Here is a 24,558-nt window from a genome sequence, read left to right on the forward strand (position 1 = left end):
CAATATCAGAACTGACCGACCGCGCATCAGGCCCGCTACCCGTCTGAATTGCACCGAGATCGGCACAGCCGCGCGGTGCGGCGGACTTGGCGAATCCTTGCCCCTGTCTTGGCACCGCACTTGTGGCATGCGGCCATGATTTCCCCCACATCTTGCCAAACCACCAAAATCAGCGTGAATTTGGCAAGTAATCGCCCATATTTTGGGGCTTTTTAGTGTTTTTTGCGTGACGATCAGGCCTGCGCTGGTTAAGAATTACAGCGGATAGGTATGAAAAGGCCGGGGACGCGGCCTGACACAACACAGGCGGAACTAGTAATGACATTGAACCTTTCGATGCCCGGCCAGGAAGAGTTGAAGCCCCGTATCACCGTTTTTGGTGTCGGCGGCGCTGGCGGTAACGCGGTCAACAACATGATTGAAAAGGCGTTGGAAGGTGTCGACTTTGTCGTCGCCAACACGGACGCCCAAGCCCTTCAGCAGAGCCTCGCTCAGAGCCGCGTGCAGCTGGGCGTGAAAGTCACCGAAGGACTGGGCGCCGGAGCCCGGGCCACGGTCGGCGCTGCGGCTGCCGAAGAGAGCATTGAACAGATCGTTGATCACCTCGCGGGCGCACACATGTGCTTTATCACCGCGGGCATGGGCGGCGGCACCGGTACAGGTGCTGCGCCAATCATCGCACAGGCCGCACGCGAACTTGGCGTTCTGACTGTTGGCGTCGTGACCAAGCCCTTCCAGTTCGAAGGTGGCAAGCGCATGCGCCAGGCCGAAGACGGTGTCGAGGCACTGCAAAAGGTCGTTGATACGCTGATCATTATTCCGAACCAGAACCTGTTCCGCCTCGCCAACGAGAAAACCACCTTTACCGAGGCCTTCTCGATGGCCGACGACGTTCTGTACCAGGGCGTTAAGGGTGTAACGGACCTGATGGTTCGTCCGGGCCTGATCAACCTCGACTTTGCCGACGTTCGCGCCGTCATGGACGAAATGGGCAAGGCGATGATGGGCACAGGCGAAGCCGAGGGCGAAGATCGCGCCACACAGGCCGCGGAAAAGGCCATCGCGAACCCGCTGCTGGACGAAATCAGCCTCAAGGGTGCGAAGGGTGTCCTGATCAACATCACAGGTGGTCACGACCTGACCCTGTTCGAATTGGACGAAGCCGCAAACCGCATCCGCGAGGAAGTGGACGCCGATGCGAACATCATCGTCGGCAGCACCATGGACGACGGTATGGAAGGTGTGATGCGGGTCTCTGTTGTTGCAACGGGCATCGACGCAAGCGTTTCGCACGCCGAAACACCCCTGCCCCGCCGCAGCCTTGCGCAGCCGCTCAAGCAGCCTGAACAGATCGAAGAAACACCGGCGCCAGCGGCAGCAGCAGCGGTTGCAGCCGCCGCACCGGCAGCCCAGCCAGAGCCACAGGTCGAAGAGCCGTCATTGTTTGAAGGCATGAACACCGAACAGGCCGCTGCACAGGACCAGATGGAAGACATCTTCGAAGAAGAAGCGACAGATGATCTGCCACCTCCGGCCTACCAGCCTCAGGTTGCTGCGTTCCAGCCGCGTGAAGACACACTCGAAGCGCAGCCAGAAGACTTTGTTGCGCCGCAGGCCCCTGCCGCAGGCACGCCAAGCGCCGACACTCTGGCCCGCCTGAAAGCCGCAGCAGCCCGCAATCAGGCTGCACCGGCTCAGCCAGCAGCGGCGCCAGCCGCTCCGGCTGCGGAAGCTGACAAGCCACGCTTTAGCGTTAATTCACTGATTGGCCGGATGACCGGTGGCGCGCAAGATCCTGCGCCAGCCGCAGCCCGCCGCCAGCAGCCTCCGATGCAGGCGCATACCCCCGCACCAGTTCAGGACGCAGAGCCCGATGCCGATCAGGAAAAGATCGAAATCCCTGCATTCCTGCGCCGTCAGGCAAACTAAATTAGCCGATCCCGGTCTTGAGCGCCCCCGGATTTTCCGGGGGCGTTTTGCGTTTTGAGTGCCCGAAACTGATTCATCTGCCAAATGGGCAAACGTGTATTTCACCTGTCACAAAGTGAAATATCGCCTGCAACGGGCAAAAAACCTGAAAACAAATCCAATTTCCAAGGCTGGATAGAAGTCAGTTTTTATCGTGGTATTTCATCGACTTACCCTGCCAGATTTACTGCGTGGCAGGGTTCCGCCGACCATGTTTCAGAGATGTTTCACTTGGTTACAATCTTTGATTTGAGCCATTTCACAGGCTGACTTATCCCCGACGGCAAGAAAGCAGCGCTCGTTGGGGGGGCGTGTGCAATGACCAAAGGGCAACCTGGTGCAAACGACCATAAGATCCGCGATCAGCTTTCAGGGCGTCGGCCTTCACTCTGGCAAACCGGCAAAGCTCACCATTCATCCTGCTTCGGCAGAACACGGCATTTGGTTCAAACGGAACGACGAACCGTTCCGTGATCCGCTTGTGCCTGCCCGGTGGGATGCGGTGGAAACCTCTCCGCTTTGCACGCATATCGTGAACCGGGACGGCGTTGCTGTCTCGACGATTGAACATGTGATGGCGGCGCTGGCTGGATGTGGCGTTCACAATGCACTGGTCGAAATCGATGGGCCGGAATGCCCCATCCTTGACGGCTCATCAGCCCCGTTTGTCCGCGGCATTCTCGCCCGTGGCATCCGACAGTTGACGGCACCGGTTCGCGTGATCGAAGTGCTCTGCCCTGTTTCCGTCCACACGGCAAACGGCTGGGCGCGTTTGAGCCCGGCACGCGGTACGGAAATGTCGTTCCACATCGATTTTGCGGATGCCGCCATTGGCACGCAAAACAAAACGCTGAATCTGGCAAACGGCGCGTTCGTGCGCGAACTGTGCGACAGCCGCACCTTCTGCCGCAACTCGGACGTCGAAGCCATGCACGCCGCTGGTAAGGCACTGGGCGGAACGCTTGAGAACGCTGTGGTCGTTGATGGTGACAAAGTTTTGTCGCCCGGCGGGCTGCGTCACACCGACGAAGCTGTGCGTCACAAGATGCTGGACGCCCTGGGCGATCTGGCCTTGGCTGGTGCTCCGGTGCTTGGTCACTACGAAGGCCACAAGGCTGGTCACGCCATGACAAACGCGCTCCTTCGTGAATTGTTCGCCAACCCGGATGCCTATCGTCTTGTAACCTGCGATGAAGCAACGGCGGCCCGCCTGCCCGGCGCAGGTGTCGAGCGTCACGAAGTACCAGCCGTCGCTTGAACCCAAGCGGCGCAAACAAACTTAAAATTATCAATTAAAGACAACCCCTTAACGGGCAATGGCCCGCGTCTGGGACATTGCAGAAATTAGGCCTGCACAGTTTCGTTCATTTGGGCAGCAGGAAATCGCCGCTTAGGCGTTTTGCACCGGAAAATTCTGTGCTAGGACAGTACGAAACGCGGCTCCTTCGGGGCTTGCACGGGTGGTATTAGAGGATAGTCACACATGGCTGGGGGCAGAGCGAACCGTACCGTTGTCCTGATGGCTTTGGCCGGACTGACCCTTGCCGGGTGCGGTGAATTGAACCGTAAAGATCGCGGTCCGGGCGGTGCTCCGCTTGAGGCGTTCACGGCCGAGCAAATCTTTGAACGTGGCGAATATGAACTGTCGAGAAAAGACGCAGAAGACGCGGCCTTTTATTTCGGCGAAGTCGAGCGGCTTTATCCCTACTCTGACTGGGCCAAACGCGCGCTGATCATGCAGGCCTATGCCTATCATCAGGACAAGGACTACGAGAACGCCCGTTCCGCGGCACAGCGTTATATCGATTTCTATCCGGCAGATGATGACGCCGCCTATGCACAATACCTGCTGGCGCTGTCCTACTACGATCAGATCGAATTGGTGGGCCGCGATCAGGGCCTGACGTTCCAGGCTCTGCAGGCATTGCGGACCGTGATTGAGCGCTATCCTGACAGCGAATATGCGCGATCCTCTATTCTGAAATTCGACCTTGCCTTTGACCATCTGGCTGGCAAGGAAATGGAAATTGGCCGCTTTTATCTGAAGCGCGACCATTTTGGTGCGGCGATCAACCGTTTCCGCGTGGTCGTCGAAGATTTCCAGACCACGACCCACACGCCCGAAGCCCTGCATCGACTGGTTGAAGGGTATCTGTCGCTTGGCCTGACCGAAGAAGCGCAAACCGCAGGCGCAGTCCTTGGGTACAACTATCAGTCCACCGATTGGTACGAAGACACCTACAAGCTTTTGCAGGGACAAGGGCTTGAGCCGAAGGTTTTCAAGAACAATTGGCTCAGCGCGGTCTATCGTCAGATGGTCAAGGGCGAGTGGCTCTAGGAGCGGCGGGCTAATCCCCGCCCCACAGGACGCGGCACATGCTCAGGGCGCTTGAAATCCACGATATGCTGATCATTGACCGACTGGAACTTGCGTTCCAGCCGGGCTTGAACGTGCTGACCGGCGAAACCGGCGCAGGCAAATCTATCCTGTTGGATTCGCTGGGTTTTGTGCTGGGTTGGCGTGGCCGTGCCGAACTGGTTCGTGCCGGGGCCGCGCAGGGTGAGGTAACGGCTGTTTTCGATTTGCCCGAAGATCACGCAGCTCATGCCGTTCTGGCCGAAGCCGGGCTTCCGGGCGGTGACGAGCTGATCCTGCGCCGCGTCAACACCGCGGATGGGCGCAAAACCGGTTGGATCAATGACCGGCGCGCCTCAGGCGAGGTGCTGCGTCAATTGTCAGCAACCCTGATCGAACTGCATGGCCAACATGATGATCGCGGATTGCTTGATCCCAAGGGGCACCGCGCCATTCTGGATGAATACGGCGCGCTGCAAGGCAAGATAGAAACCGTGCGTTCCGCGTGGAAGACACGCAACGCGGCAGCCAAGGCTTTGGAAAAGGCACAGGCCGATCTGGACGCTGTGCGCGCCGAAGAAGACTTTCTACGCCATTCCGTTGCCGAGCTGCGCAAACTGGGCCCGGAACCCGGCGAAGAGGCCGATCTGGATACCCGCCGCCGTATGATGCAGGCCGCAGAGAAAATTCGCGACGACATTGGCCAGGCCAGCAATGCGCTAGGCTATGATGGCGCCGAAGGTGCAATGGCAAGTGCTCTGCGCTGGCTCGAAGGAGCAGCAGAACGCGCCGAGGGGCGTCTGGATGCACCCATCGCGGCCCTGACCCGCGCTATGGCCGAACTGGATGAAGCCTCGCGCGGTGTCGCCGATTGCCTCGATGCGCTGGAGTTCAACCCGTCGGAATTGGAAGACACCGAGGAACGCCTGTTCGCCCTGCGCGCGCTGGCGCGCAAACATGAGGTTCTTCCGGATGATCTGGCAACACTTGCCGAAACGCTCAGCGCGCGCCTGAACGCACTGGATGCTGGCGAGGCCGCGATTGAGGACCTCAAGCACGAACTGAAAAGCGCCGAGGCGGCCTATGATAGTGCCGCCCTCGCCTTGACTGAGGCGCGGGGTAAAGCCGCTGCACGGCTGGACAAGGCCGTGTCGGGCGAACTGGCCCCTCTCAAGATGGATCGTGCCGTCTTTACTACCCGCATCGAAGAGGCCCCGGCGGGCCCCGATGGCCGCGACACCGTCCAGTTTACGGTTGCGACAAACCCCGGTGCGCCGTCAGGCCCGTTGAACAAGATCGCCTCGGGCGGCGAACTCAGCCGTTTTCTATTGGCGCTCAAGGTCTGCCTGACCGAAGAGCGCGATGCAGGCGTGACCATGATCTTCGACGAAATTGATCGCGGGGTTGGTGGCGCCACAGCCGATGCTGTGGGGCGCCGACTAAAGGCATTGGCCGACAGTGGGCAGGTTCTGGTGGTGACACACTCACCGCAGGTCGCCGCACTGGGCGGGCATCATTGGCGCGTTCAAAAGCACGTCAAATCCGACATGACCACGTCAGAGGTGGTTCCGTTGACCGCAGCCGAACGCGAGTCTGAAATCGCGCGGATGCTGTCAGGCGATACGGTTACAGACGAGGCGCGTGCCGCAGCCCGTGCCCTTCTTGCTGGCTAGCAGACACCTAGCTCTGAACAAAAAGGGCTGAATTCCTCAATGGAACCAGCCCTTTAACTTCTCAAGATCAATGTTGCAGGGCCTTAGCCCTTCAGGCGTTCAGGCAGACCATTGGCCCAAGCGGAAATCGTACCCGCGCCGAGGCACACCACCATATCACCAGACTGCGCCTGTTCGCGCACCAGACGTTCCAAATCGTTTTCATCCACGATCGCGCGCGCATGGCGGTGGCCGTGCCGAACCAGACCAGCGACCAGATCGTCACGGCTTGCGCCTTCAATCGGATCCTCGCCAGCCGCGTAGACATCAGCGATGGCCACAACATCGGCCTCGTTGAAACAGGTGCAAAAGTCCTCGAAATGGTGATGCAGACGCGAATAGCGATGCGGCTGATGCACTGCGATCACGCGGCCCTCGGTCGCCTGACGGGCGGCCTTGAGCACCGCTGCGATTTCCACCGGGTGGTGACCATAGTCATCGATGATCGTCACGCCGTTGACTTCGCCCACGCGGGTAAAGCGCCGATTGACGCCACCAAAGGCGGCCAGTGCTTCGCGGATCTCGTCGCCCGTCATCCCGAGATGCAAAGCCACCGCAACAGCGGACAGCGCGTTCGAGACGTTGTGATCGCCCGGCATGGGCAGTGTGCAGCCTTCGATCACCGTGTCGTCGGCTTGCAGCGCAATATCAAAATGCGCCACGCCCTTTTTGTAGGTCAGGTTCACAGCCCGCACATCTGCCTGCGCATTAAAGCCATAGGTCATGACCCGGCGGTCGGTGATTTTGCCGACCAGAGCCTGCACTTCGGGGTGATCCGTGCAGCACACCGCCAGACCGTAGAACGGAATGTTCGAAACGAAGTCGTAAAACCCCTGTCTGAGATTTTCGATCGTGCCCCAATGTTCCATGTGCTCGGGGTCAATATTGGTCACGATGGCGATAGTCGCCGGCAAGCGATTGAAGGTGCCGTCCGATTCATCCGCTTCAACCACCATCCATTCGCCCTGCCCCATGCGCGCGTTCGAGCCATAGGCATGAATGATCCCGCCATTGACCACCGTAGGGTCAAACTTTCCCGCGTCGAGCAGCGTCGCGACCATGGTGGTCGTAGTGGTTTTCCCATGCGTTCCCGCAATGGCGATGTTGGACTTGAGCCGCATCAGTTCGGCCAGCATTTCCGCGCGGCGCACGACCGGCAAACCGCGGCGGCGCGCTTCGTCAAGTTCGGGGTTTCCCGGTTTGATCGCCGATGAGATCACCACAACTTCGGCGGCCTCGAGGTTTTCAGCGCGCTGGCCTTCAAAGATATGCGCACCAAGGGCCTCAAGCCGCTGAGTAATCTTCGAGGCTTTGAGATCAGAGCCCTGCACCACATAGCCGTGGTTCAACAGCACTTCGGCGATGCCGGACATGCCGATGCCTCCAATTCCGACAAAGTGGATCGCGCCCACATCTCCGGGAAGTTTCGTTGCGCCCATCATTGTTGCGCCCCTTTCAAGCTCCAGATCCTTCATGCCCTGCCCCTTTTCTGCCTGCCAGTTCTTCGACCATATCGGCCAGCTCTTCGGCTGCTTGCGGTTTTGCCACGCTCAGCGCGGCCTGCGCCATTTGTTCGGCGCCTTGTGGATTATCAAGAATAGCGAGAATGGCCTCACTCATCGCTTCGACGGTCAGTTTGCCTTCCGGGATACGGATCGCAGCCCCGGCATCCACCAATCCGCGTGCATTGGCGGTCTGGTGGTCACCTGTTGCCGCTGCAAAGGGCACCAGAACCGAGGGGCGACCGACCACGCTGATATCGGCAACACTGGACGCACCCGAACGTGAGATGATCAACTGCGCATCCGCCATACGGCGCGGCACATCGGTAAAGAACGGCTGAACATCCGCGTTGATGTTGTGCTCTGCATAGTACTGGGCCACGCGGTCTTCGTCTTCTCCGCGGGCCTGATGTGCGATGCGCAAATGCTCAAGTGCTGCCATGGGCAAAGCCGCGATCGCGGGTGGCACAACATCTGACAGAATGCGCGCACCCTGCGAGCCACCAATCACCAAGATTGACATGGGATAGAGACCCGGCGGGATATAAGGCGCAGCAGCGCGTTCCTGCACCGCCATACGCACTGGATTGCCCACGTGTACACCTTCGACGCCCTCAGGCAAATCGGTGGGCCACGTGCCGCAGCCGATCCGGTCCACGCGCTTGGCAAACAGTTTGTTCACCCGGCCCAGCACGCCGTTCTGTTCATGGATCATGCGGGGCAGACGCAGCATCACCGCAGCCGACAGCGCAGGGATCGACGGGTACCCGCCAAAGCCAACAACCACGTCAGGGCGATCCTTGCGCATGCGCGACGCCATGGACATCACCCCACCGGCAATGCGGAAGGGAGCACCGGCTTTGGCCAGGATACCACCCCGCGCAAAAGTCGCGCTGGCGACCTGCTCGATTTCGACCGTGTGAGGAAAACCACCGGTGTAGCGGGCACCGCGCGCGTCAGTGCTCAGCTTGACCCGCCAGCCTCTGCGCAACATCAGTTCGGCCAGCGACTGCGCCGGGAACATGTGCCCCCCGGTTCCACCCGCTGCCATCACCAACAAGGGCTTGCGCTCGGCCATCCGTGTTACTCCATCACCATCTCTGCGCGCCATATACCAGCCATAGCGTCTCGTCTATGGCGACAGGCAAAACCTTGCGCATCGGACACTGCGTCATGAATCAGCGCGGGCGTCCACGGAGGATTTCTCCGATTTCGCCCTGTGGTCGTGTTCGAGTGAAAGCCAGCAACATGCCAACGGCAATACCGCCAGCAATCAGCGACGAGCCACCATAGCTGACAAAGGGCAAGGTCATGCCCTTGGCAGGCAGCAGGCGCACAGCAACGCCCATATTGATCATCGCCTGCACGCCGAACATGGCGGCCAGTCCCGTCCCGGCAAGACGAATGAACGGATCGCGTTCGCGGATCAGGCGCACAAAGCTGCGCACAACGACAGTGGCGTAGAGCAGGATGATCGCCAGAACCATGATCAGCCCGTATTCTTCGGCGGCCACGGCAATGATGAAGTCGGTGTGTGCATCAGGCAAAGACCATTTGACCTGACCTTCACCAACACCAACGCCAAAGAACCCACCCTCGCGGATTGCATTTGTGGCGTAGCCAAGCTGCGTGGTCGGATCGACATCCGGCGTCAGAAAGCCATCGATACGCCGGGCAAAGTGTTCGGACATGTTGTAGGCAAACATTCCGCCCAGAACCACCAGCCCTGCCAGCATGATCAGCAGCAGCATGGGCGCACCGCCCACGAACCACATGACGCCCCAGCCAAACAAGACCAGACAGGCCTGACCAAAGTCGGGCTGCATGGCCAGCATCAGCACAATGGAAACCGTCAATCCAAACGAATAAAGCCGCCCCGGAGGTCCACCCAGATCCTGCGCAGCGGCCATCAGCCAGGCTGCGGCAATGACGAATGTCGGCTTGAGGAATTCCGAAGGCTGAACCGATGCAAAGCCAAAGGAATACCAGCGGACTGCGCCTTTGCCGAAGTCCGTTCCGAAAAACGGCAAAAGCGCCAAAGCAATGAAAGCGCCAAGAAAGCCCAGCACAGCAAGGCGCCGCACCATCAGGGGGCTCATCATCGACGTGACAAACAGTGCGATCAGCGCCAAACCGCCAAAGACGGCCTGCCGCTGTACATAGTGGAAATTCGGCAATCCGTTGCGTTCGGCCAAAGGCACCGACGCGGCCAATCCCAGCAGGATACCAACGCCAAATAGCATCAGGATACAGGCCAGCGACCAACGGTCTACCGTTCGCCACCATTTGGGCAAGACAGGCTCGCCACCCTGCACGGGAACCGTGCCGTACACCATTTCGGTCATGATAACACCGCTTACTGCCTCTGTTATTGTCGCCAAAGCGACGCCCGGTTTTCCGGGTCTGCGCAAAGCTTACCGAATCTTCGGGTCGCTGGCCAGCTTTTTGCGGCTTTACCGATGCTTTTGAGCCAATGCGTGCGTGACATTTTCCACGCTTTGACGCATCACCCCCTGCATGCAAATCGAAACCCTGATCCTAGGCGCTGGCGCTGCCGGCATGATGGCTGCCGCCCACGCGGGCCCCGGCGTTCTGGTGGTTGACCATGCCAAAGCCCCCGGCGAGAAAATCCGGATCAGCGGCGGCGGGCGGTGCAATTTTACCAACATGTACTGCGAACCCGCCCGCTTTCTTGGGAACAACCCGCATTTTCACAAAAGCGCACTGGCCCGCTACACCCAGTGGGACTTCCTCGATCTTGTGCAGAGTCACAACATCGCTTGGCATGAGAAAACACTTGGCCAGTTGTTTTGCGACGGCAAGGCGACGCAAATCGTGGCCATGTTACTGAACGAAATGGACAAGGCCGGTGCACAGTTGTGGCTGAAAAGTGAGGTCACAGGCTGCACCTTTGAAAAAGGCCAGTTCAAAACGGGGATAAAGAAAGACGGAAAAGCCATTGAAGTCATTTCAAAAAATATAATTCTGGCGACTGGCGGAAAATCCATCCCCAAGATGGGCGCGACGGGGCTCTCCTATGATCTGGCACAGCAGTTTGGGCACTCTCTGACCGACACGCGTCCCGCTCTGGTACCATTCACTTTTGAAAAGGGTCGCTTTGAAGAACTCTCAGGAGTGTCCCTCAACACTCTGGCAAAAAACGACAAAGCCAGCTTCGAAGAAGGTATGCTTTTTACCCACCGTGGACTATCCGGGCCAGCCATTTTGCAGATTTCCTCGTATTGGCGCGAAGGCGAAAGCGTCGCGCTGGACCTTCTGCCCGGCACGGATCTGATCGATATCCTTCAAGCCCAGAGAAGCAGCGGCGGCCGCAAAAACCTGACCACCGAAATGGCCACATTGTTGCCGGGTCGATTGGTTAACTTTCTGGGGCAACACTATGACCTAAAAGGCAATATCGCGGATCTGTCGAACAGCCGAATTGAAGGACTCAGCGATATGCTGCACAGTTGGCAGCTGACGCCTACGGGCAGCGAAGGTTACCGCACAGCCGAGGTGACACTGGGCGGGATTGATACGGATGGCATCGATTCACGCACGATGATGTCAAAACACCAACCCGGCCTCTACGCCATCGGCGAAGCGGTTGATGTGACAGGCTGGCTAGGCGGTTACAATTTCCAATGGGCGTGGTCTTCGGGCGTGGCGGCGGGCCGCGCCATTGCCGGTCATTCGTCGTAGCTCAGCACCAGCCGATCACTTAGAGGCACGCATTGGCAGGACAGCACATAACCCGCGCGCACTTCGTAGTCCTCAAGCGCGTGGTTCACTTCCATCTCGAACTCGCCTTCCAGAACCTTGGCCTTGCAGGTTGAACAAACACCGCCCTTGCAGGCGTAAGGCGCGTCCATGTCCTGCGCCAGCGCAGCGTCCAGAACCGCCGTGCCGTCACGCGGCATGGTGAAATTCCGTGTGGCCCCATCCAGCGTCACGGAAACCGAACAACCCTGCGCCGCCGTTGCGCCGCCTGCTGCACTGGCCTTGCGCTTGGCCCGTCCCGGCTGGCCCGAGGCAAAAAGTTCAAACTTGATCTGATCGTCCGTCAGTCCGTTTTGGCGCAGACTGTCGGCGATGGTCAGCATCATAGGCTCAGGCCCGCAGATAAACGCCGTGTCCACAGACCCGGCATCGATCCAGACTCGGAACAGCATATCCATCTTGGCAGCATCAATCCGGCCCGTGAACAAATCGATTTCCTGCGCTTCGGTTTCCAGAATGTGGATGACCGACAAGCGGCCCAGATGGATGTTTTTGAGGTCCTCCAGTTCTTCTCGGAACATGATCGATGACAACTGGCGGTTTGCATAGATCAGGGTAAAGCGGCTGAGCGGTTCGCGCGCGAGAACGGTCTTGATGATCGAAAGGACCGGCGTGATGCCCGAACCACCCGCAAAGCCCAGATAGTGCTTGGCTTTGTCCGGTTCGATCGGCGTGTGGAAATTGCCCATGGGCGGCATCGCTTCGAGCGTGTCCCCCACCTTCAGCTCGGAATTGACCCAACTGGAGAAGGCGCCCCCATCGACCCGCTTGACCCCGACCCGCAACAGCCCTTCGTCCAGTCCGGCACAAACGGAATAAGACCGGCGCAATTCCACACCATCGAAATCGCGTCGAAACGTCAGATACTGCCCCTGCACAAATGCAAAGGCACCGGCATCTTGTGGCTGCGGGGCAAGCGTCACTGCAACGGCGTCGCGTGTTTCGCGCTGGATGTCCGTAACGGTCAAAGGGTGAAAACGAGGCATTGATTTTCTCCGGGCGGAGCCGTCAAAGGCATTTGAAATAGTCGAATGGCTCAAGGCAGGCTTGGCATTGGTAGGCCGCCTTGCACGGGGTCGATCCGAACTGGCTGACACGCCGGGTGTCGCCCGATCCGCAACGCGGGCATTCAATGACGAGATTGCCGCCCCCACCCATACGCGCAGCGCGCGCGGCGGCCAGACCGCCCGATGCGGTGCCATCCACCGGCGGCGCAATACCGTAGTCGCGCAACTTATCCCGCGCGCCCTGGGTGATCCAATCCGTGGTCCACGGCGGCGACAAACGCGTTTCGATGCGCAAATCGCTTATGCCCATATCGCGCAGCTTGGTTTCGATCTGAAGGGCGATGACTGCGGTGGCAGGGCAACCGGAGTAGGTCGGCGTCACAGCCACGACCAGTGTTGCATCCTCCCACCACACTTCGCGCACGATACCGAGTTCCGTCACCGATACCACTGGGATCTCGGGGTCAGGCACGTCATCCAGCCAGCCCATGATACGGGCCGTATCGGGCAAGACGCTACCAGTCTGCATCCGGATATGCCCTTTGCAAAAACTGCATTTCGGCCAGCAGAAAACCCAAGTGTTCTGTATGACGCCCAACCTTGCCGCCCAGATGGACATCCAGCCGTCCCTCGGGGGCTTTCAGCGTTGCTTCGGTAAGGATGTCCTGAACGGTCGCCAACCAGCCTTCACGCAGCCTGTCAGGATGCGGGGCCAATCCCGCGTCAGCCAAAGTTTCATCAACCGCATCAGACCAGAACATTTCACCGCAATAGGGCCACAGATGCTCAAGCGCCGCCTGCATTCGGTCATGGCTTTGCTGGGTGCCATCACCCAGCCGCACAACCAGATCAGACGAACGTTCCAAATGGTACGTCACTTCCTTGAGCGCCTTTGCGGCGATTTCAGCGATCCGCGGATCTTTGCTTTGCGTCAATCCTTCGATCAATGCCTGATGGAACACATCGAACAGGAAAAGACGCATAACCGTGATGGCCATGTCATCGTTGGGCAATTCAACAAGCTTGAGGTTGCGATAATGCATCGCATCCCGCCGATAGACCAAGGCATCTGCATCCCTGCCCTTGCCTTCGATCTGCCCTGCCAGTCCAAGCCACATCTGCGTGTGGCCAATCAGGTCAAGCGCCGTGTTGGCCAGTGCAATATCTTCTTCCAGCACAGGCGCGTGCCCGCACCATTCAGATACACGGTGGCCGAGGATCAGGCTTGTATCCCCGATGCGAAGCAACCATTGCACCAGCGCCTCATCCAAAGCGGACGCGGTCACGTCTGCCGTTTGCGTCATCACATATGCCCCACGTCGTCAGGGATGTCGTAAAAAGTGGGGTGCCGGTAGACCTTGCTGTCGGCCGGATCGAACAAAGGCCCCTTTTCTGACGGGCTGGACGCCGCAATATCCGTGCTGCGCACTGCCCAAATCGACACACCCTCTTTGCGGCGCGTATAGACGTCGCGGGCATTGCGAATGGCCATTTCCGCGTCAGGCGCATGCAAGCTGCCGACATGGCGGTGGCTCATCCCGTGCTGTCCGCGGATGAATATTTCCCAAAGCGGCCATTCCTGACTCATGCGATATCTCCTGTGCGGGGTGGCAAACGGCTATTGGCTGCTACCGGCCCAAAGACGCCAATTAACAGCCAAATTGCCTTACTCAGCGGCCATTCTGCGCGCTTGCTGCTTGTCGGCATAGGCGCTCAGACCATCGCGGAACCACGCGCCATCATCCCAGGCCTTTTGACGCGCCCCGATGCGTTCTGCATTACACGGGCCATTGCCCTTGAGCACTTCGAAAAACTCGTTCCAATCGGGTTCGGCAAAATCGTACCCGCCCTTTTCCTCGTTCCAGCAAAGCGTTTCGTCCGGAACGGTCAGCCCAAGAAACTCGGCCTGAGGAACGGTTTGATCGACGAACTTCTGACGCAGCTCATCGTTGGTGTTGATCTTGATTTTCCAAGCCATGTTCTGCGCCGAATGCACGGATTCCTTGTCAGACGGGCCAAACATCATCAACGACGGATACCAGAACCGGTTGAGCGCATCCTGTGCCATCTCACGCTGCGCATCCGTGCCGCGCGCCATCTTCATCATGATGTGATAGCCTTGGCGCTGGTGAAAGCTTTCTTCCTTGCAAATCCGCACCATAGCACGCGCATAGGGTCCGTATGACGTACGCTGCAAGGGCACCTGATTCATGATCGCAGCGCCATCGACCAGCCAGCCGATTGCACCGATGTCGGCCCATGTCAGCGTGGGATAGTTGAAGATCGAGCTGTATTTCATACGCCCGTCCAACAGTTTTTGCGTCATCTCATCACGGCTTTCGCCGAGCGTTTCAGCAGCCGAATAGAGATAGAGCCCATGCCCCGCCTCGTCCTGAACCTTGGCCAGCAAGATGGCTTTGCGCTCCAGCGTCGGGGCGCGTGTGATCCAGTTGCCCTCGGGCAGCTGACCCACGATTTCGGAGTGGGCGTGTTGTCCAATCTGCCGGATCAGCGTTTTGCGATAGCCCTCTGGCATCCAGTCGCGCGGCTCGATCCGCTCTCCTGCATCGATACGATCCTGAAAAGCCTGCTCCTCGGGGCTAAGGGCCTCACCGGGGCGCTTTCCTTCGGATTTCACCATCTGTGCATACATCGCAGCCTCCCCTGCGTTGACATATTGCGACACCATAGACGACAAAACATCACGCGAAAAGACAAAAAATCTAAACCACGTGATGCTTCAGGCTGTTGCCGTTTTGCTCAGTGATTTGAGTCTGGCTTTTGTTTGGTCGGTTTCTGCCATCAGAACACCGCGTGCATCAGCAAAGCTGCGGGCGATTTGTGCATCTGACTGCGGCGCAAGCTGCAGATAAAGCCGCGCAAACAAGCGGGCAGCGTCCTGCCCGGGCCAATCAGAGGGCAGCGCGTCGATTGGAAGCCTCGGATCTGACAGAACGGCTTGGCGGTATTGATGAATCGCCTGCAACCGCAGAGCCAGCGCCAATTGCCCCGGCAATTCCGCCACTGTGTCGGACAATACGTCAAAACGTTCGATAAACGCCCGATAAGCCTTGGCCGCTTCGGAAACAGGCCAACTGTCTGCCGCAAACGCACGCAAGTCCTGCAAGCCGCTGTAGGTATCGGCCCGCATCAAGGCCCCTTCCGGGCGGTCAATATCGGCCCTCGCCGGCGCGATGGCGGCCTGCGATCCAAGCCGCGCCCAGCCCGCGCTGTCCGGACGATGCCCAATGGCCACATACCAACCTTGTGGCGCGCTTGGCGGATCATAGAACAGCTGGCCAACGCGGGCGAAATCGCGCGATGAAGCCTCGGTCAATCGATAGTAACTTTTGCGGCCAATGCGGTCGCCTTCCAGCTGCCCGCCCCCAACCAGCCGGGACACGGCGGTTCGCACAAGGCTTTCGGAGATTCCGTGCACCGCACAGACCGAAATCAACGTCCCCATCCACAATGTGCCGCCACGCGGGGCCACCACATCGCCATAGATAGTCACAATGAAACGGGTGGCGCGGGGCGCAGGATGGTCCAACACCTTGGCGACTTTTGCTGGCTGCTCTTGCGGCAGCTCAAGCGGGTCCAGCTTGAATGTACCCCGGCTCAACTTCGTCCACTTTCCCAATTATCTTGGACGGGCAACGATAGCCTGTCCCGCAAACTCTATCGACACAGAGGCAATTGGGCCAGCCCCTCTGTATCGCGAGTGCTCAGGGCCACGCACCCACGGCCCTGAACGGATTTCAATGATCTCAAGAGGCTTTCTTGATCGCCAGATATTCGATCGTGTAGCCGCGCACATAATTCATCGACAAATAACCATGGCCCCGAGGCGCGCCATGACGGCCCCAACGGGTGCCCCAGCTGTTGCGGAAGGTGAACCATCCCCCACCGATTTCCTCGGGTCCTGGAACAAAGCCCGTCAGACACACCGCATGGGCCGAGACCCGCCGTTCATCCAATGTCTCCCCAAATTCATGGATCATCGAATAGGGGCCGGGAACGCGGCCAGCATTGAAAGCGCCGGGATAGCGCCAATTGGTTCGACCCGGGCTGTCCATCTTCAGAACAGGCAAGGCGATTGCAACCGGCAGGCCATCATCAGCCAGCAGTTTGTAGATCCAGTCCCCGACTTCTTCGGGCGGCTGAATATCCGAGCCATAGTTCGCATGCCCTGCACAAAGGAACTTGTGGTTGCGCGCATCGGCCAGTGCATCCGCATCCGGCTCAAGCGCAAAGGCCCCTGCAGGCAGGTCACTCAGTTCATCGGCATAGGGCAGATGGGCTTCATGACACAGACCGCTGATTTGCAACGGCTCGATCGCGTGTTCCAGAAAACAGGCACCCAGATCATAGTCGATGACTGAATCGGCCTGATCCGCGGCGGCTTTGCGCATGAAGTGGTACAGAAATTCCGGTGATAGCTTTGGCGGTGTCTCACCACTTTGCGACATCAGAATTTCAGCGCAGTGCGCCACCGCAAAGGCCGTACAGGTGCCCCGGATACCCTGCGACGGAGCGTGCCAAGTGTCCGGCGCATCGCGCAGAACGCTGCACGCCGCCATCTGCGAGACCGGCCGCGCCTGCACCTCATCAGGATAACTGTGAGAGGCGCATAGCTTTGCCACCGAAGGCGGCACGGCATAGCCCGAAAAATCGAGCGTTTGAGATAAAAATGCACTCAACATCAGCCTACAAGCCCCGGATCATCACTGGTGTCAGGCTCGGGCCCAACGGGCGGCGAAGGCTGCAGTGCGTTGATCACTCGCTGCGCAATGTAGTCGGCATAGCTCGGCGCGCCCTCCATCTCTGAGGGGTTCTCGGGCATGACCGAAATGGTCTGCCCTGCCGAAGCGTCCGGTGTCGGCCACTCGGCCACGGCCTGTGTGACCAGCGCGTCCATCTGCGCTTTCAGCTCGGCGTTGAACAAAGCAAAGGTCGCTTCGGCCAATCGCTGCCCGGCCACGGAGTCGCTGTGATAATGGACACCCGCGATCTCGCGGTTGCGTGCGATGCGATTGGCCATCGCCAGACTATAGGCGCTCATGGGGTGCGCCTGCCCGCCTGCGGCCTGTGTCCACACGCGATCCAACATCAAATGCACCAGATGACATTGCGTTGCATGGGCACTGGGATAGGACGAATGGCCCGGTGTCGGAATTTCGGGCATCAAGGCCGGGCAGACTTGCACCGGACGCGCCCGATTGTGAATCTGCTTGTTATACTGCGCCACCATGCTTGCCAGAAGCATCGACAATGTAATCAGCGTGCGGGTCGCAGGTCGGTTGCTGGCCCCCATCATCAACATGTTCGACCAATAGGCTTCGGACAGTTTGATCTGCGCGCGAATCTCGCTGCCCCGGCCGGGCCGCTCTTCATTGCGCATCCGGATCAACTCAGCCACTTCTTGGCGGAGCGCCTCGGCCGCCTGCGGATCGGTCGCAGAATTCTCATCCGGCGGAGGTGAGACGACAAGCTTGGTTTCCCAATCGGTCTTGGAGAAAACCCGCAACATTTCCTTGATGCCATAGATCGGCGCCCAGGCTTCCGCCGGGAACTTGAGCCCGGTCATGATCTGGAAGCCGCGTTCATCCACGCTGGCCAATGGATCGGAAAACGGAACACGGCGTGATGCCCCGGCCATCCGGTAGGGCGATACCGCCCCGTCTACAGCGCCATCAACCGCCCCATCCACAGCGCCATCGACCGCTCCGTCCACTGCTCCATCGACTGCTCCGTCGACCGCGCCATCAACAGCGCCGTCCACCGCTCCATCCACGGCGCCATCTCGTGCGCCCACGGTAATTCTTGGCATTAATGCCTCCCTTAAAAAATCACTTGCTCTATTAATGAACTGTTTAGATATTGCCGCGTCAATCCAGCGTGAAACTTCGCGGCAAGATTATTGCGGCAATCCCACTTCGATCAGGCGAGACGCGTATTTCTGTCCGATCTGCACGTCCCGAAACGGTTGTTTGGCCAAAAACGCGCCGACACGGAAATTCGGATCGTGGCGCTTGACCTGCCCTGCCATTTTGCGCGCTTCGTCAATTTCACCAATTTCCATCAAAGCCGCCGCAGTCATGCGCAAATTCGAGGTGTAATGCGGGTTCGCCTGAAAAGACCGCCTGCCCGCCTCGGCAGCTTCCAAATACTCGCCCGCCGCGTAGTGTGCGATGCTCAAAAAGTGGAAGAACCGAAAGATATACGGATCAAACGGCGATAACTCGATCGCGGCCTGCGTGTTTTCGATCGCCTGTGCCGTCTGCCCTTCGAATGTCAGCGTCGGGGCAGACCAAAGCAGCGTTTCCGCATCCCGAGGGGCGGCCCGCAAAGCCCTGCGGCACGTGTCTACGGCCGTCTCGCGGTAGCCGGACAAAGCGGTTTGATTGTGCGCAAAGCGCGTCAATGCCCGTGCACTCTGCCCGCTCAACTGGACAGCCCGCTCGGCGGTTTCGTGCAATGCCCGCGCATCCCCTGCCGGATCATCAGCCCAACCTTGGCCCAACTGGATCGAAAGCCAATCCGCCATCGCCAACTGACTGGTCGAATAACTCGGGTCACGCTGGACGGCCATTTCCAAAAGGCCCCGCGCACCACCAAAGGTGGTTGGGTCCAAGGCAAAGGCGATCTCTCTGGCGCGCAGCATTAGATGATACGCCCCCAAATCCGAAGGCCGGGTGCCTTCGATGCGGCGCAATTCGGCATTGCCGACATTCGGCGTGATCTGGTGCGCGATCGAGGCGGCCAGTTCAGACTGCATATCGAACAATTCGTGATCGTCGACGATGTAGTCGCTAGCCCATTCCACCAGACCGCTACGGGCATCGGTCAGATGCACATTGACGCGGAACCTGTTGCCATCGCTGCGCACCGACCCGCTGACGCAATATTCGGCCTCAAGACCACCGGGCATTCCCGCTGTCGGCAAAACTGGTGCGGCGTCTGCACCGGTGACCTGCGCGCCCAATTGTCGGGTGCTGTTGGACGAATACACCCGCAACTCGCGCAGCTGCGCCATGAGCGACACCATGTCGTCCATGATGCCGTAGGAAAAAAACGGCTGCATCTCATGCGGGCCCAGCTGAGTGAACGGCAGAATGGCCAACCGCGGTGGCTGGGTCATGTTGGCATTGGCCCCGGCCCCGGACGGCGTGGCCGCAGCAACCTGTGCAGGCGTGGCGCTTTGCGGCGCGCCTTCGTCATCTGTCTTGATCAACACAGCCAGATCCTGTGTGGCGCGCGACGGCTCCATCCCCAGTTCGTCATCCAGCCGCTCATACAGATCCGCATAAATGCGCAGCGCCGGCCCGGTCTCACCCATCTGTGCCAAGGCGGCCATGGCCAGCCGGGCCGCGTCTTCGTTCAACGGATCCAGTTGCACAGCCAGACGAGCGGCCCGAATGCGGTGCGCGACAGGCAGATCAGCCTGCTCCATCACATCAGAACAGGTTTTTTGAATAGCCTGTTCAAAGCGTCCCCGTGCTGCTGTCAGCCATGTATCCAGCGGCTCGGACAGGCCCCAAAGTCCCCCGAAAAAGCTCGCCTCGATCTGTTCGGCGCTCAGGTCATCGTCAAAACTGCCATCCCGAATGCCAGACAGCATCCGGTCGATGTCAGTCTCGATTTGCTTGGGGTCCAGCGCAACATCGTGCGCCGTAATCTCAAGCGCGCCTTCTTCCAGCCCTTCCAACCCCTTGCGCACATCGCTCAGTGCCTGACGCAAAGAGGATCGCGCGCGTTCTTCGTCACTGTCAGGCCAAAGCAACGCTGCCAGACTGGCCCGCGTAAAACGATGCGGCGCCGTCATGGCCACATAGAAAATCAGAGCAATAGACCGCCGTTTGCCCTGCAACACAGGGCTCGCATAAACATCCACGCCACAGCTTCCCATGGCGCGCAAAGACAAGGACGCAGGCGGCATCGAGCGGATTCTAACCCCAAAGTTGAGCGCAGTGCAGATTTAAGCACTTTTTGCGCTTTCGTGCAAAGACGCACAAACACCAACATCGGAAAAAGCACACACAAACCCGTGGGTTGCGGCGTTAGAGCCCACCTTCAGCAAAGTGAAAGCGGCTGGTTTGGCGATAGGTTTCACCGGGCAGGAGCGTGACCTGTTCAAAATCCGGCCGGTTCGGCGCGTCTGGCCAGTGTTGCGGCTCAATCGCGATGCCGGCGTGCGGGCCATAGGCAATTCCGCCCAGTCCGGCCTGCGGTGCCGTGTTCATGCCGCTTGCGTCATAGACCTGCAAACCCGGCTGATCACTGTGTACCGTCATCATCAGACCGCCAGCCGACAAACGGCACAGCACAGCGTCCGGCTGAGCCGTTTCAAAGCAAAAGTTGTGGTCCAGAATTGGCTCGTCGGGATTGTTGATCACGCGTGGCTTTTGGAAATCGAACCGGGTTCCTTGCACGGGCTGCGGTGGTCCCTTTGGGATCTGTAGCTCATCAACCGCCAGATAGTGTTTTGCCGGAACTTGCATCAAATGATCTGCGGTGGTCGGTGCGCCATCAAGGTTCCAATAGGCATGGTGCGCCAAATTGCAAAGCGTGGGCACATCACACTGGCCCGTCATGCTGACTGTCACACCACCCTGCCCGTCCAGTTCGTACAAGGCCGTCAGGCGCAGCGCGCCGGGAAAGCCATCCTGCCCATCGCGCAGAACCAAGGACAGTGTGCAACTTGAATCTGTCGCACCTTCCAGCACCCAGTTGCAAGAGCCGGTTCCGGACCGACCTCCGTGCAGTGTGGTGCAGTCTCTTTCGTTCTGATCAAAGGCATACCGCTGGCCATCGATCACCGCTGTACCGCCAGCGATCCGGTTGGCAACCCGGCCGACAATCGCCCCGAAATATCGCATTGGGCCAAGGTACGATCCAAAATCATCAGCCCCCAGCACAAGGGAATGGTCCGCACCCCGCCGATAAAGCGCCTGAAGGCTCGCGCCCCAGGTGATGACCTGCGCGCGCAAATCACCCCGTTCCAGAATGATCCTTTTGACCGCCGTGCCATCAGGGGCAGTGCCAAAGTCATTGATGTTCGGCATGGTTTTATTGCCTTTCGATTGTCAGATCAGCCAGTCCAGCCAGAGGTCCCAGCCCCATGTCAAAGCATGGCTGACGTCATGCGAATAAGGGTCGGGACCGGGGCGGCAAAGGCTTCGGCCAAGGTCTGCTGCAAAGCCTCCAGTGACCCCGGTTCTTCTGCACGCGCGCCATAGGCCCGCGCCAGTGCAAGGAAATCAGGATTGCGGGCGACCACCGCATTCGGTGCAATCTGGCTGCGCACCATCGAGTCTTCGATCTCGCCCAGTTTGCCATTGTCCCAGACCAGAATTGGCAAGCTGAGCCCCAACTCGACCGCCGTGCCCAATTCGGGAAGCGTGTATTGCAGGCCGTAATCCCCCAGCAACGCGACGGTTGGCAGATTTGGGCGCGCCACGGCCCCGCCGATCGCAGCCGGAAGCGCATAGCCAAGCGTGCCGAAACCACAAGGGTGATGCCAATGTCCGGCACGCGGCATATCCCAGACTTCCTTTGCGCCATAGGCAAATTGCGTCATGTCCGAATAGATCATGGCCTCGGGCGGCATGACAGCCCGCAATGCTTCAGTTACCTCAACGATGCCCGGACGTTCGCTTTGCACCTGCGCCCGCCACGCCTTGCGCTTTTGGCTGACGAAGTCGGCATCCCATGCCGGTGCCCGGTCATCCACTCTGGCAGGGATTGCCACGCTCAAGGCCTGCAAAAACGCCTCTGCACTGCCCAGAATTCCCAAATCTTCAGACCCAAGATTGCAAAGCATCTCGGGATCAATATCGACACGGATCATGCGCCCTGTCTGGCCCAAGTCACGCCGCCAGAGGTCGGTCTCGGACAGTTCCGTTCCCACAGCAATCACCAGATCACTTTCGGCGATTACCGCTTCGCTGTCGGGACGCGCGAGAAAGGAGCCAAGGAACAACGGATATTCAGCACCAACCACGCCGCGACCTGCATAGGTGGTGAATGCCGCCGCACCGGTTTGGCGCAAAACGTCATCAATCGCCTCCGCGCCGCCGACAGCACCGCCGCCAAAGACAAACAGTGGCTTGTCTGCCGCAAGGATCGCGTCCACCACCTGTCGCATCAGATCCTGATCCGGTTTCGGCGGCGACAACTCAGCCGGTCCGGCACTGTGCGGCGCGGCGTCTTCGGACAACAAGCCAATCGGGACATGGATGGCCTTGGGGCGCGGTCTGGCCGAAGCAAACTCCCCCAGCGCACGATCCACCAATGCAAAGGCCGCATCGGCGCTGCGCGCCTCTTCGGACCAGTCACAAACGGTCTGCCCCGCCCCCACCTGATCGCGCATCTGGTGCAGTTGTCCCCGCGTTGCAGCGGTCTCATCCAGACAGGACGCCAACGCCAGAACCGGAACGCTGTCGCTGTAGGCCTGCCCCAGCGCTGTCATCGCGTTCACAAAACCCGGTCCCGTGATCAGATAGCACACACCCGGTGTTCCGGTTGCCCGTGCATACCCATCGGCCATAAAGGCAGCGCCCTGTTCATGGCGCGCCAGAACATGGGTGATCCCCGCCTCTTCTATGCCGCGGTACATTTCCACGTTGTGAACGCCGGGAATGCCGAAAATGGTCCGGACACCACGGTCCTTCAACATATGGGACAGTTGCGCCCCGAGTGGTCTTTGCATCATGCTCTCCAGAACCGAGCGGTGAAAATTGCATAGACGGCCAAGAGCTCAAGCCGCCCAAGAAGCATGGCAAAGCTGAGCATCCATTTTGCCGTATCGTTCAGGCCCGAAAAATTGCCAGACGGGCCAATCTCGTCGCCCAAACCCGGGCCCACATTGGCAAGAGCGGTTGCCGCTCCGGAAACCGACGTGATGAAATCAAGCCCTGTCAGAGCCAGCGCAACAGACAAAACGCCCAGCGTCACGACAAAGAAAACAAAGAACGAGATAACTGACGACAGGACCTCGTCGGAAACTGGCCGGCCTTCATAGCGGGGCACAAAGACCCCGTTTGGCGCTTGAATGCGCCGCAGTTGCACCCGGATCGATGCAAAGAGCAACTGATAGCGGAAAATCTTGACGGAACATGCCGTTGATCCCGCGCATCCACCGATCAATCCCACAAAAAAGAATAGCGAGACCGCGAAAGGCCCCCAGACACCATAGTCTGCCGAAGCATAGCCCGTGCCCGTCAGAATCGACACCACATTGAAGAGCGCCTTGCGGAACGCCGGCTCGCCGGTCGCGTCGCCGCTTTGCATGCGCCAGATCGTGACCAGAACCACCAGCACAAGGGCAGTGCTGAAAAAGCCGCGGATCTGGCTGTCACGCAGGATTGGCCCGGGGTCCCGCGTTGTCGACAATTGAACGAACCGAACAAAGGGCAGCGCCGCGAGCATCATGAACACCACCGCCACATATTCCGTGCCCGGGCCGAACACCCCGAACGATGCGTCATAGTTGGCAAACCCTCCGGTCGCCACAGTGGTCATGGCATGCACCGTGGCATCAAAGGTATTCATGCCCGTTGCGATGTAGGACCCGGCACACAACAAAGTCAGCGAAACATATATTGTAGAAATCGACGACGAAATCTGCGTGGCCCGCGGCAGGATTTTGCCCATCGTATCAAACCCTTCCGACCGGAAGATCTGCATACCACCCACCCGCAATTCGGGCAGGAAAACCATAGCCACAACAATGATCCCGATCCCGCCCAACCATTGCAGCAATCCACGCCATAGCAGCAGGCCCTTGGGCAGCTCATCCAGCCCGGACAGCACGGTTGAGCCCGTGGTGGTCAGACCTGACATCGCTTCAAAGAACGCATCGGTAAAGCTGGCCTGCGTAGCCCCCAGAACAAAGGGCAACGCGCCAAACACCGGCAAAGCCACCCAGACACCGGTTGTAAGCAAAAAGGTCTGCTGAATTGTCAGACCCTCTTCGACGGCGTTTGCACAGGCAAGGGAGATCATGCCACCCGCAAGAATGGTGATCATCGCGCATTCGGCAAAGACCGGCCATTCCCCCTTGCCCTCGGCAATATCCACGAGCATGGGCAGCACCATGGTTGCCCCGAGGCAAGCCACGAGCAGTCCAATGACATAGGCGACTGGGCGGATATCAAACATGGCCAAAGGCTTGGCCCTGCTGGCTGTCACTGTCAAGCACGCCACGCCGGATGTGAATAGCGTCCCGTCCC

At 59.2% G+C, this 24,558-nt stretch carries 21 protein-coding genes; 6 read left to right on the top strand and 15 right to left on the bottom strand.

Annotated elements, in window-relative coordinates; genetic code table 11:
- Nucleotides 1-318: 318 nt before the first annotated feature.
- The 5 genes from ftsZ to recN all read left to right on the top strand — a co-directional run bounded on the left by ftsZ (nt 319) and on the right by recN (nt 5,997).
- Nucleotides 319-1,929, top strand: coding sequence for a cell division protein FtsZ (gene ftsZ, locus PFY00_RS10985; RefSeq protein WP_271432598.1), 1,611 nt, complete (start codon nt 319-321; stop codon nt 1,927-1,929).
- 84 nt (nt 1,930-2,013) lie between these two features.
- Nucleotides 2,014-2,238 (top strand): hypothetical protein, encoded by a 225-nt coding sequence (locus tag PFY00_RS10990; protein WP_271432599.1) that lies wholly within the window; start codon nt 2,014-2,016, stop codon nt 2,236-2,238.
- A gap of 67 nt (nt 2,239-2,305) precedes the next feature.
- Nucleotides 2,306-3,226 carry a UDP-3-O-acyl-N-acetylglucosamine deacetylase gene (lpxC, locus tag PFY00_RS10995; RefSeq protein ID WP_271432600.1) on the top strand — a complete coding sequence of 307 codons (921 nt, stop codon included), beginning with the start codon at nt 2,306-2,308 and terminating at the stop codon, nt 3,224-3,226.
- A gap of 225 nt (nt 3,227-3,451) precedes the next feature.
- Complete coding sequence (locus PFY00_RS11000) at nt 3,452-4,306, top strand: outer membrane protein assembly factor BamD (protein WP_271432601.1); 855 nt, start codon at nt 3,452-3,454, stop codon at nt 4,304-4,306.
- Between the two features lie 38 nt (nt 4,307-4,344).
- On the top strand, nt 4,345-5,997 hold the full coding sequence (gene recN / locus PFY00_RS11005; RefSeq protein WP_271432602.1) for a DNA repair protein RecN: 1,653 nt from the start codon (nt 4,345-4,347) through the stop codon (nt 5,995-5,997).
- 83 nt (nt 5,998-6,080) lie between these two features.
- On the opposite strand, the gene murC is transcribed toward recN, so the two are convergent.
- The 3 genes from murC to PFY00_RS11020 form a co-directional block, all read right to left on the bottom strand.
- A complete protein-coding gene (gene murC / locus PFY00_RS11010; protein WP_271432949.1) occupies nt 6,081-7,478 on the bottom strand; it encodes a UDP-N-acetylmuramate--L-alanine ligase in 1,398 nt (465 codons plus the stop codon).
- A gap of 13 nt (nt 7,479-7,491) precedes the next feature.
- Nucleotides 7,492-8,616 carry a UDP-N-acetylglucosamine--N-acetylmuramyl-(pentapeptide) pyrophosphoryl-undecaprenol N-acetylglucosamine transferase gene (locus tag PFY00_RS11015; RefSeq protein ID WP_271432603.1) on the bottom strand — a complete coding sequence of 375 codons (1,125 nt, stop codon included), beginning with the start codon at nt 8,614-8,616 and terminating at the stop codon, nt 7,492-7,494.
- 100 nt (nt 8,617-8,716) lie between these two features.
- Complete coding sequence (locus PFY00_RS11020; protein ID WP_271432604.1) at nt 8,717-9,883, bottom strand: peptidoglycan glycosyltransferase FtsW; 1,167 nt, start codon at nt 9,881-9,883, stop codon at nt 8,717-8,719.
- A 172-nt stretch (nt 9,884-10,055) separates the two neighbouring features.
- Between PFY00_RS11020 and PFY00_RS11025 the strand changes: the two genes are divergently transcribed.
- On the top strand, nt 10,056-11,240 hold the full coding sequence (locus PFY00_RS11025) for a BaiN/RdsA family NAD(P)/FAD-dependent oxidoreductase (RefSeq protein ID WP_271432605.1): 1,185 nt from the start codon (nt 10,056-10,058) through the stop codon (nt 11,238-11,240).
- Here the strand turns inward: PFY00_RS11025 and paaE are convergent.
- The 12 genes from paaE to PFY00_RS11085 form a co-directional block, all read right to left on the bottom strand.
- Entirely contained in the window at nt 11,228-12,304 is a 1,077-nt protein-coding gene (gene paaE, locus PFY00_RS11030; RefSeq protein ID WP_271432606.1) for a 1,2-phenylacetyl-CoA epoxidase subunit PaaE, read from the bottom strand. The two genes, PFY00_RS11025 and paaE, sit on opposite strands and share 13 nt — an antisense overlap.
- Nucleotides 12,305-12,326: 22 nt before the next feature.
- The gene (paaD, locus tag PFY00_RS11035; RefSeq protein WP_271432607.1) at nt 12,327-12,854 is read right to left on the bottom strand and encodes a 1,2-phenylacetyl-CoA epoxidase subunit PaaD; all 528 of its coding nucleotides are present in this window, start codon (nt 12,852-12,854) and stop codon (nt 12,327-12,329) included.
- On the bottom strand, nt 12,841-13,629 hold the full coding sequence (gene paaC / locus PFY00_RS11040) for a 1,2-phenylacetyl-CoA epoxidase subunit PaaC (RefSeq protein WP_271432608.1): 789 nt from the start codon (nt 13,627-13,629) through the stop codon (nt 12,841-12,843). Before paaC ends, paaD begins: the two co-directional genes overlap by 14 nt.
- Nucleotides 13,629-13,913, bottom strand: a complete 285-nt coding sequence (gene paaB, locus PFY00_RS11045; protein WP_271432609.1) for a 1,2-phenylacetyl-CoA epoxidase subunit PaaB — start codon at nt 13,911-13,913, stop codon at nt 13,629-13,631. Before paaB ends, paaC begins: the two co-directional genes overlap by 1 nt.
- Before the next feature lie 78 nt (nt 13,914-13,991).
- Entirely contained in the window at nt 13,992-14,978 is a 987-nt protein-coding gene (gene paaA, locus PFY00_RS11050) for a 1,2-phenylacetyl-CoA epoxidase subunit PaaA (protein WP_271432610.1), read from the bottom strand.
- 87 nt (nt 14,979-15,065) lie between these two features.
- Nucleotides 15,066-15,947 (bottom strand): PaaX family transcriptional regulator C-terminal domain-containing protein, encoded by an 882-nt coding sequence (locus tag PFY00_RS11055; RefSeq protein WP_271432611.1) that lies wholly within the window; start codon nt 15,945-15,947, stop codon nt 15,066-15,068.
- Nucleotides 15,948-16,092: 145 nt separating this feature from the next.
- The gene (locus tag PFY00_RS11060) at nt 16,093-17,028 is read right to left on the bottom strand and encodes a C1 family peptidase (protein WP_271432612.1); all 936 of its coding nucleotides are present in this window, start codon (nt 17,026-17,028) and stop codon (nt 16,093-16,095) included.
- Nucleotides 17,028-18,155: a phosphatase PAP2 family protein gene (locus PFY00_RS11065; protein WP_271432613.1), complete on the bottom strand. Its 1,128-nt coding sequence runs from the start codon at nt 18,153-18,155 to the stop codon at nt 17,028-17,030. Before PFY00_RS11065 ends, PFY00_RS11060 begins: the two co-directional genes overlap by 1 nt.
- An 87-nt stretch (nt 18,156-18,242) precedes the next feature.
- Nucleotides 18,243-20,264 (bottom strand): BTAD domain-containing putative transcriptional regulator, encoded by a 2,022-nt coding sequence (locus tag PFY00_RS11070; RefSeq protein ID WP_271432614.1) that lies wholly within the window; start codon nt 20,262-20,264, stop codon nt 18,243-18,245.
- A 121-nt stretch (nt 20,265-20,385) separates the two neighbouring features.
- Nucleotides 20,386-21,390 (bottom strand): aldose epimerase family protein, encoded by a 1,005-nt coding sequence (locus tag PFY00_RS11075; protein ID WP_271432615.1) that lies wholly within the window; start codon nt 21,388-21,390, stop codon nt 20,386-20,388.
- Between the two features lie 59 nt (nt 21,391-21,449).
- The gene (locus PFY00_RS11080) at nt 21,450-23,036 is read right to left on the bottom strand and encodes a thiamine pyrophosphate-binding protein (protein WP_271432616.1); all 1,587 of its coding nucleotides are present in this window, start codon (nt 23,034-23,036) and stop codon (nt 21,450-21,452) included.
- Nucleotides 23,036-24,487: a TrkH family potassium uptake protein gene (locus PFY00_RS11085; protein WP_271432617.1), complete on the bottom strand. Its 1,452-nt coding sequence runs from the start codon at nt 24,485-24,487 to the stop codon at nt 23,036-23,038. The genes PFY00_RS11080 and PFY00_RS11085 overlap by 1 nt, the downstream gene beginning before the upstream one ends.
- Nucleotides 24,488-24,558 lie beyond the last annotated feature (71 nt).

The sequence above is a fragment of the Thalassococcus lentus genome, assembly GCF_028023555.1.
Lineage (GTDB): Bacteria > Pseudomonadota > Alphaproteobacteria > Rhodobacterales > Rhodobacteraceae > Thalassococcus_A > Thalassococcus_A lentus.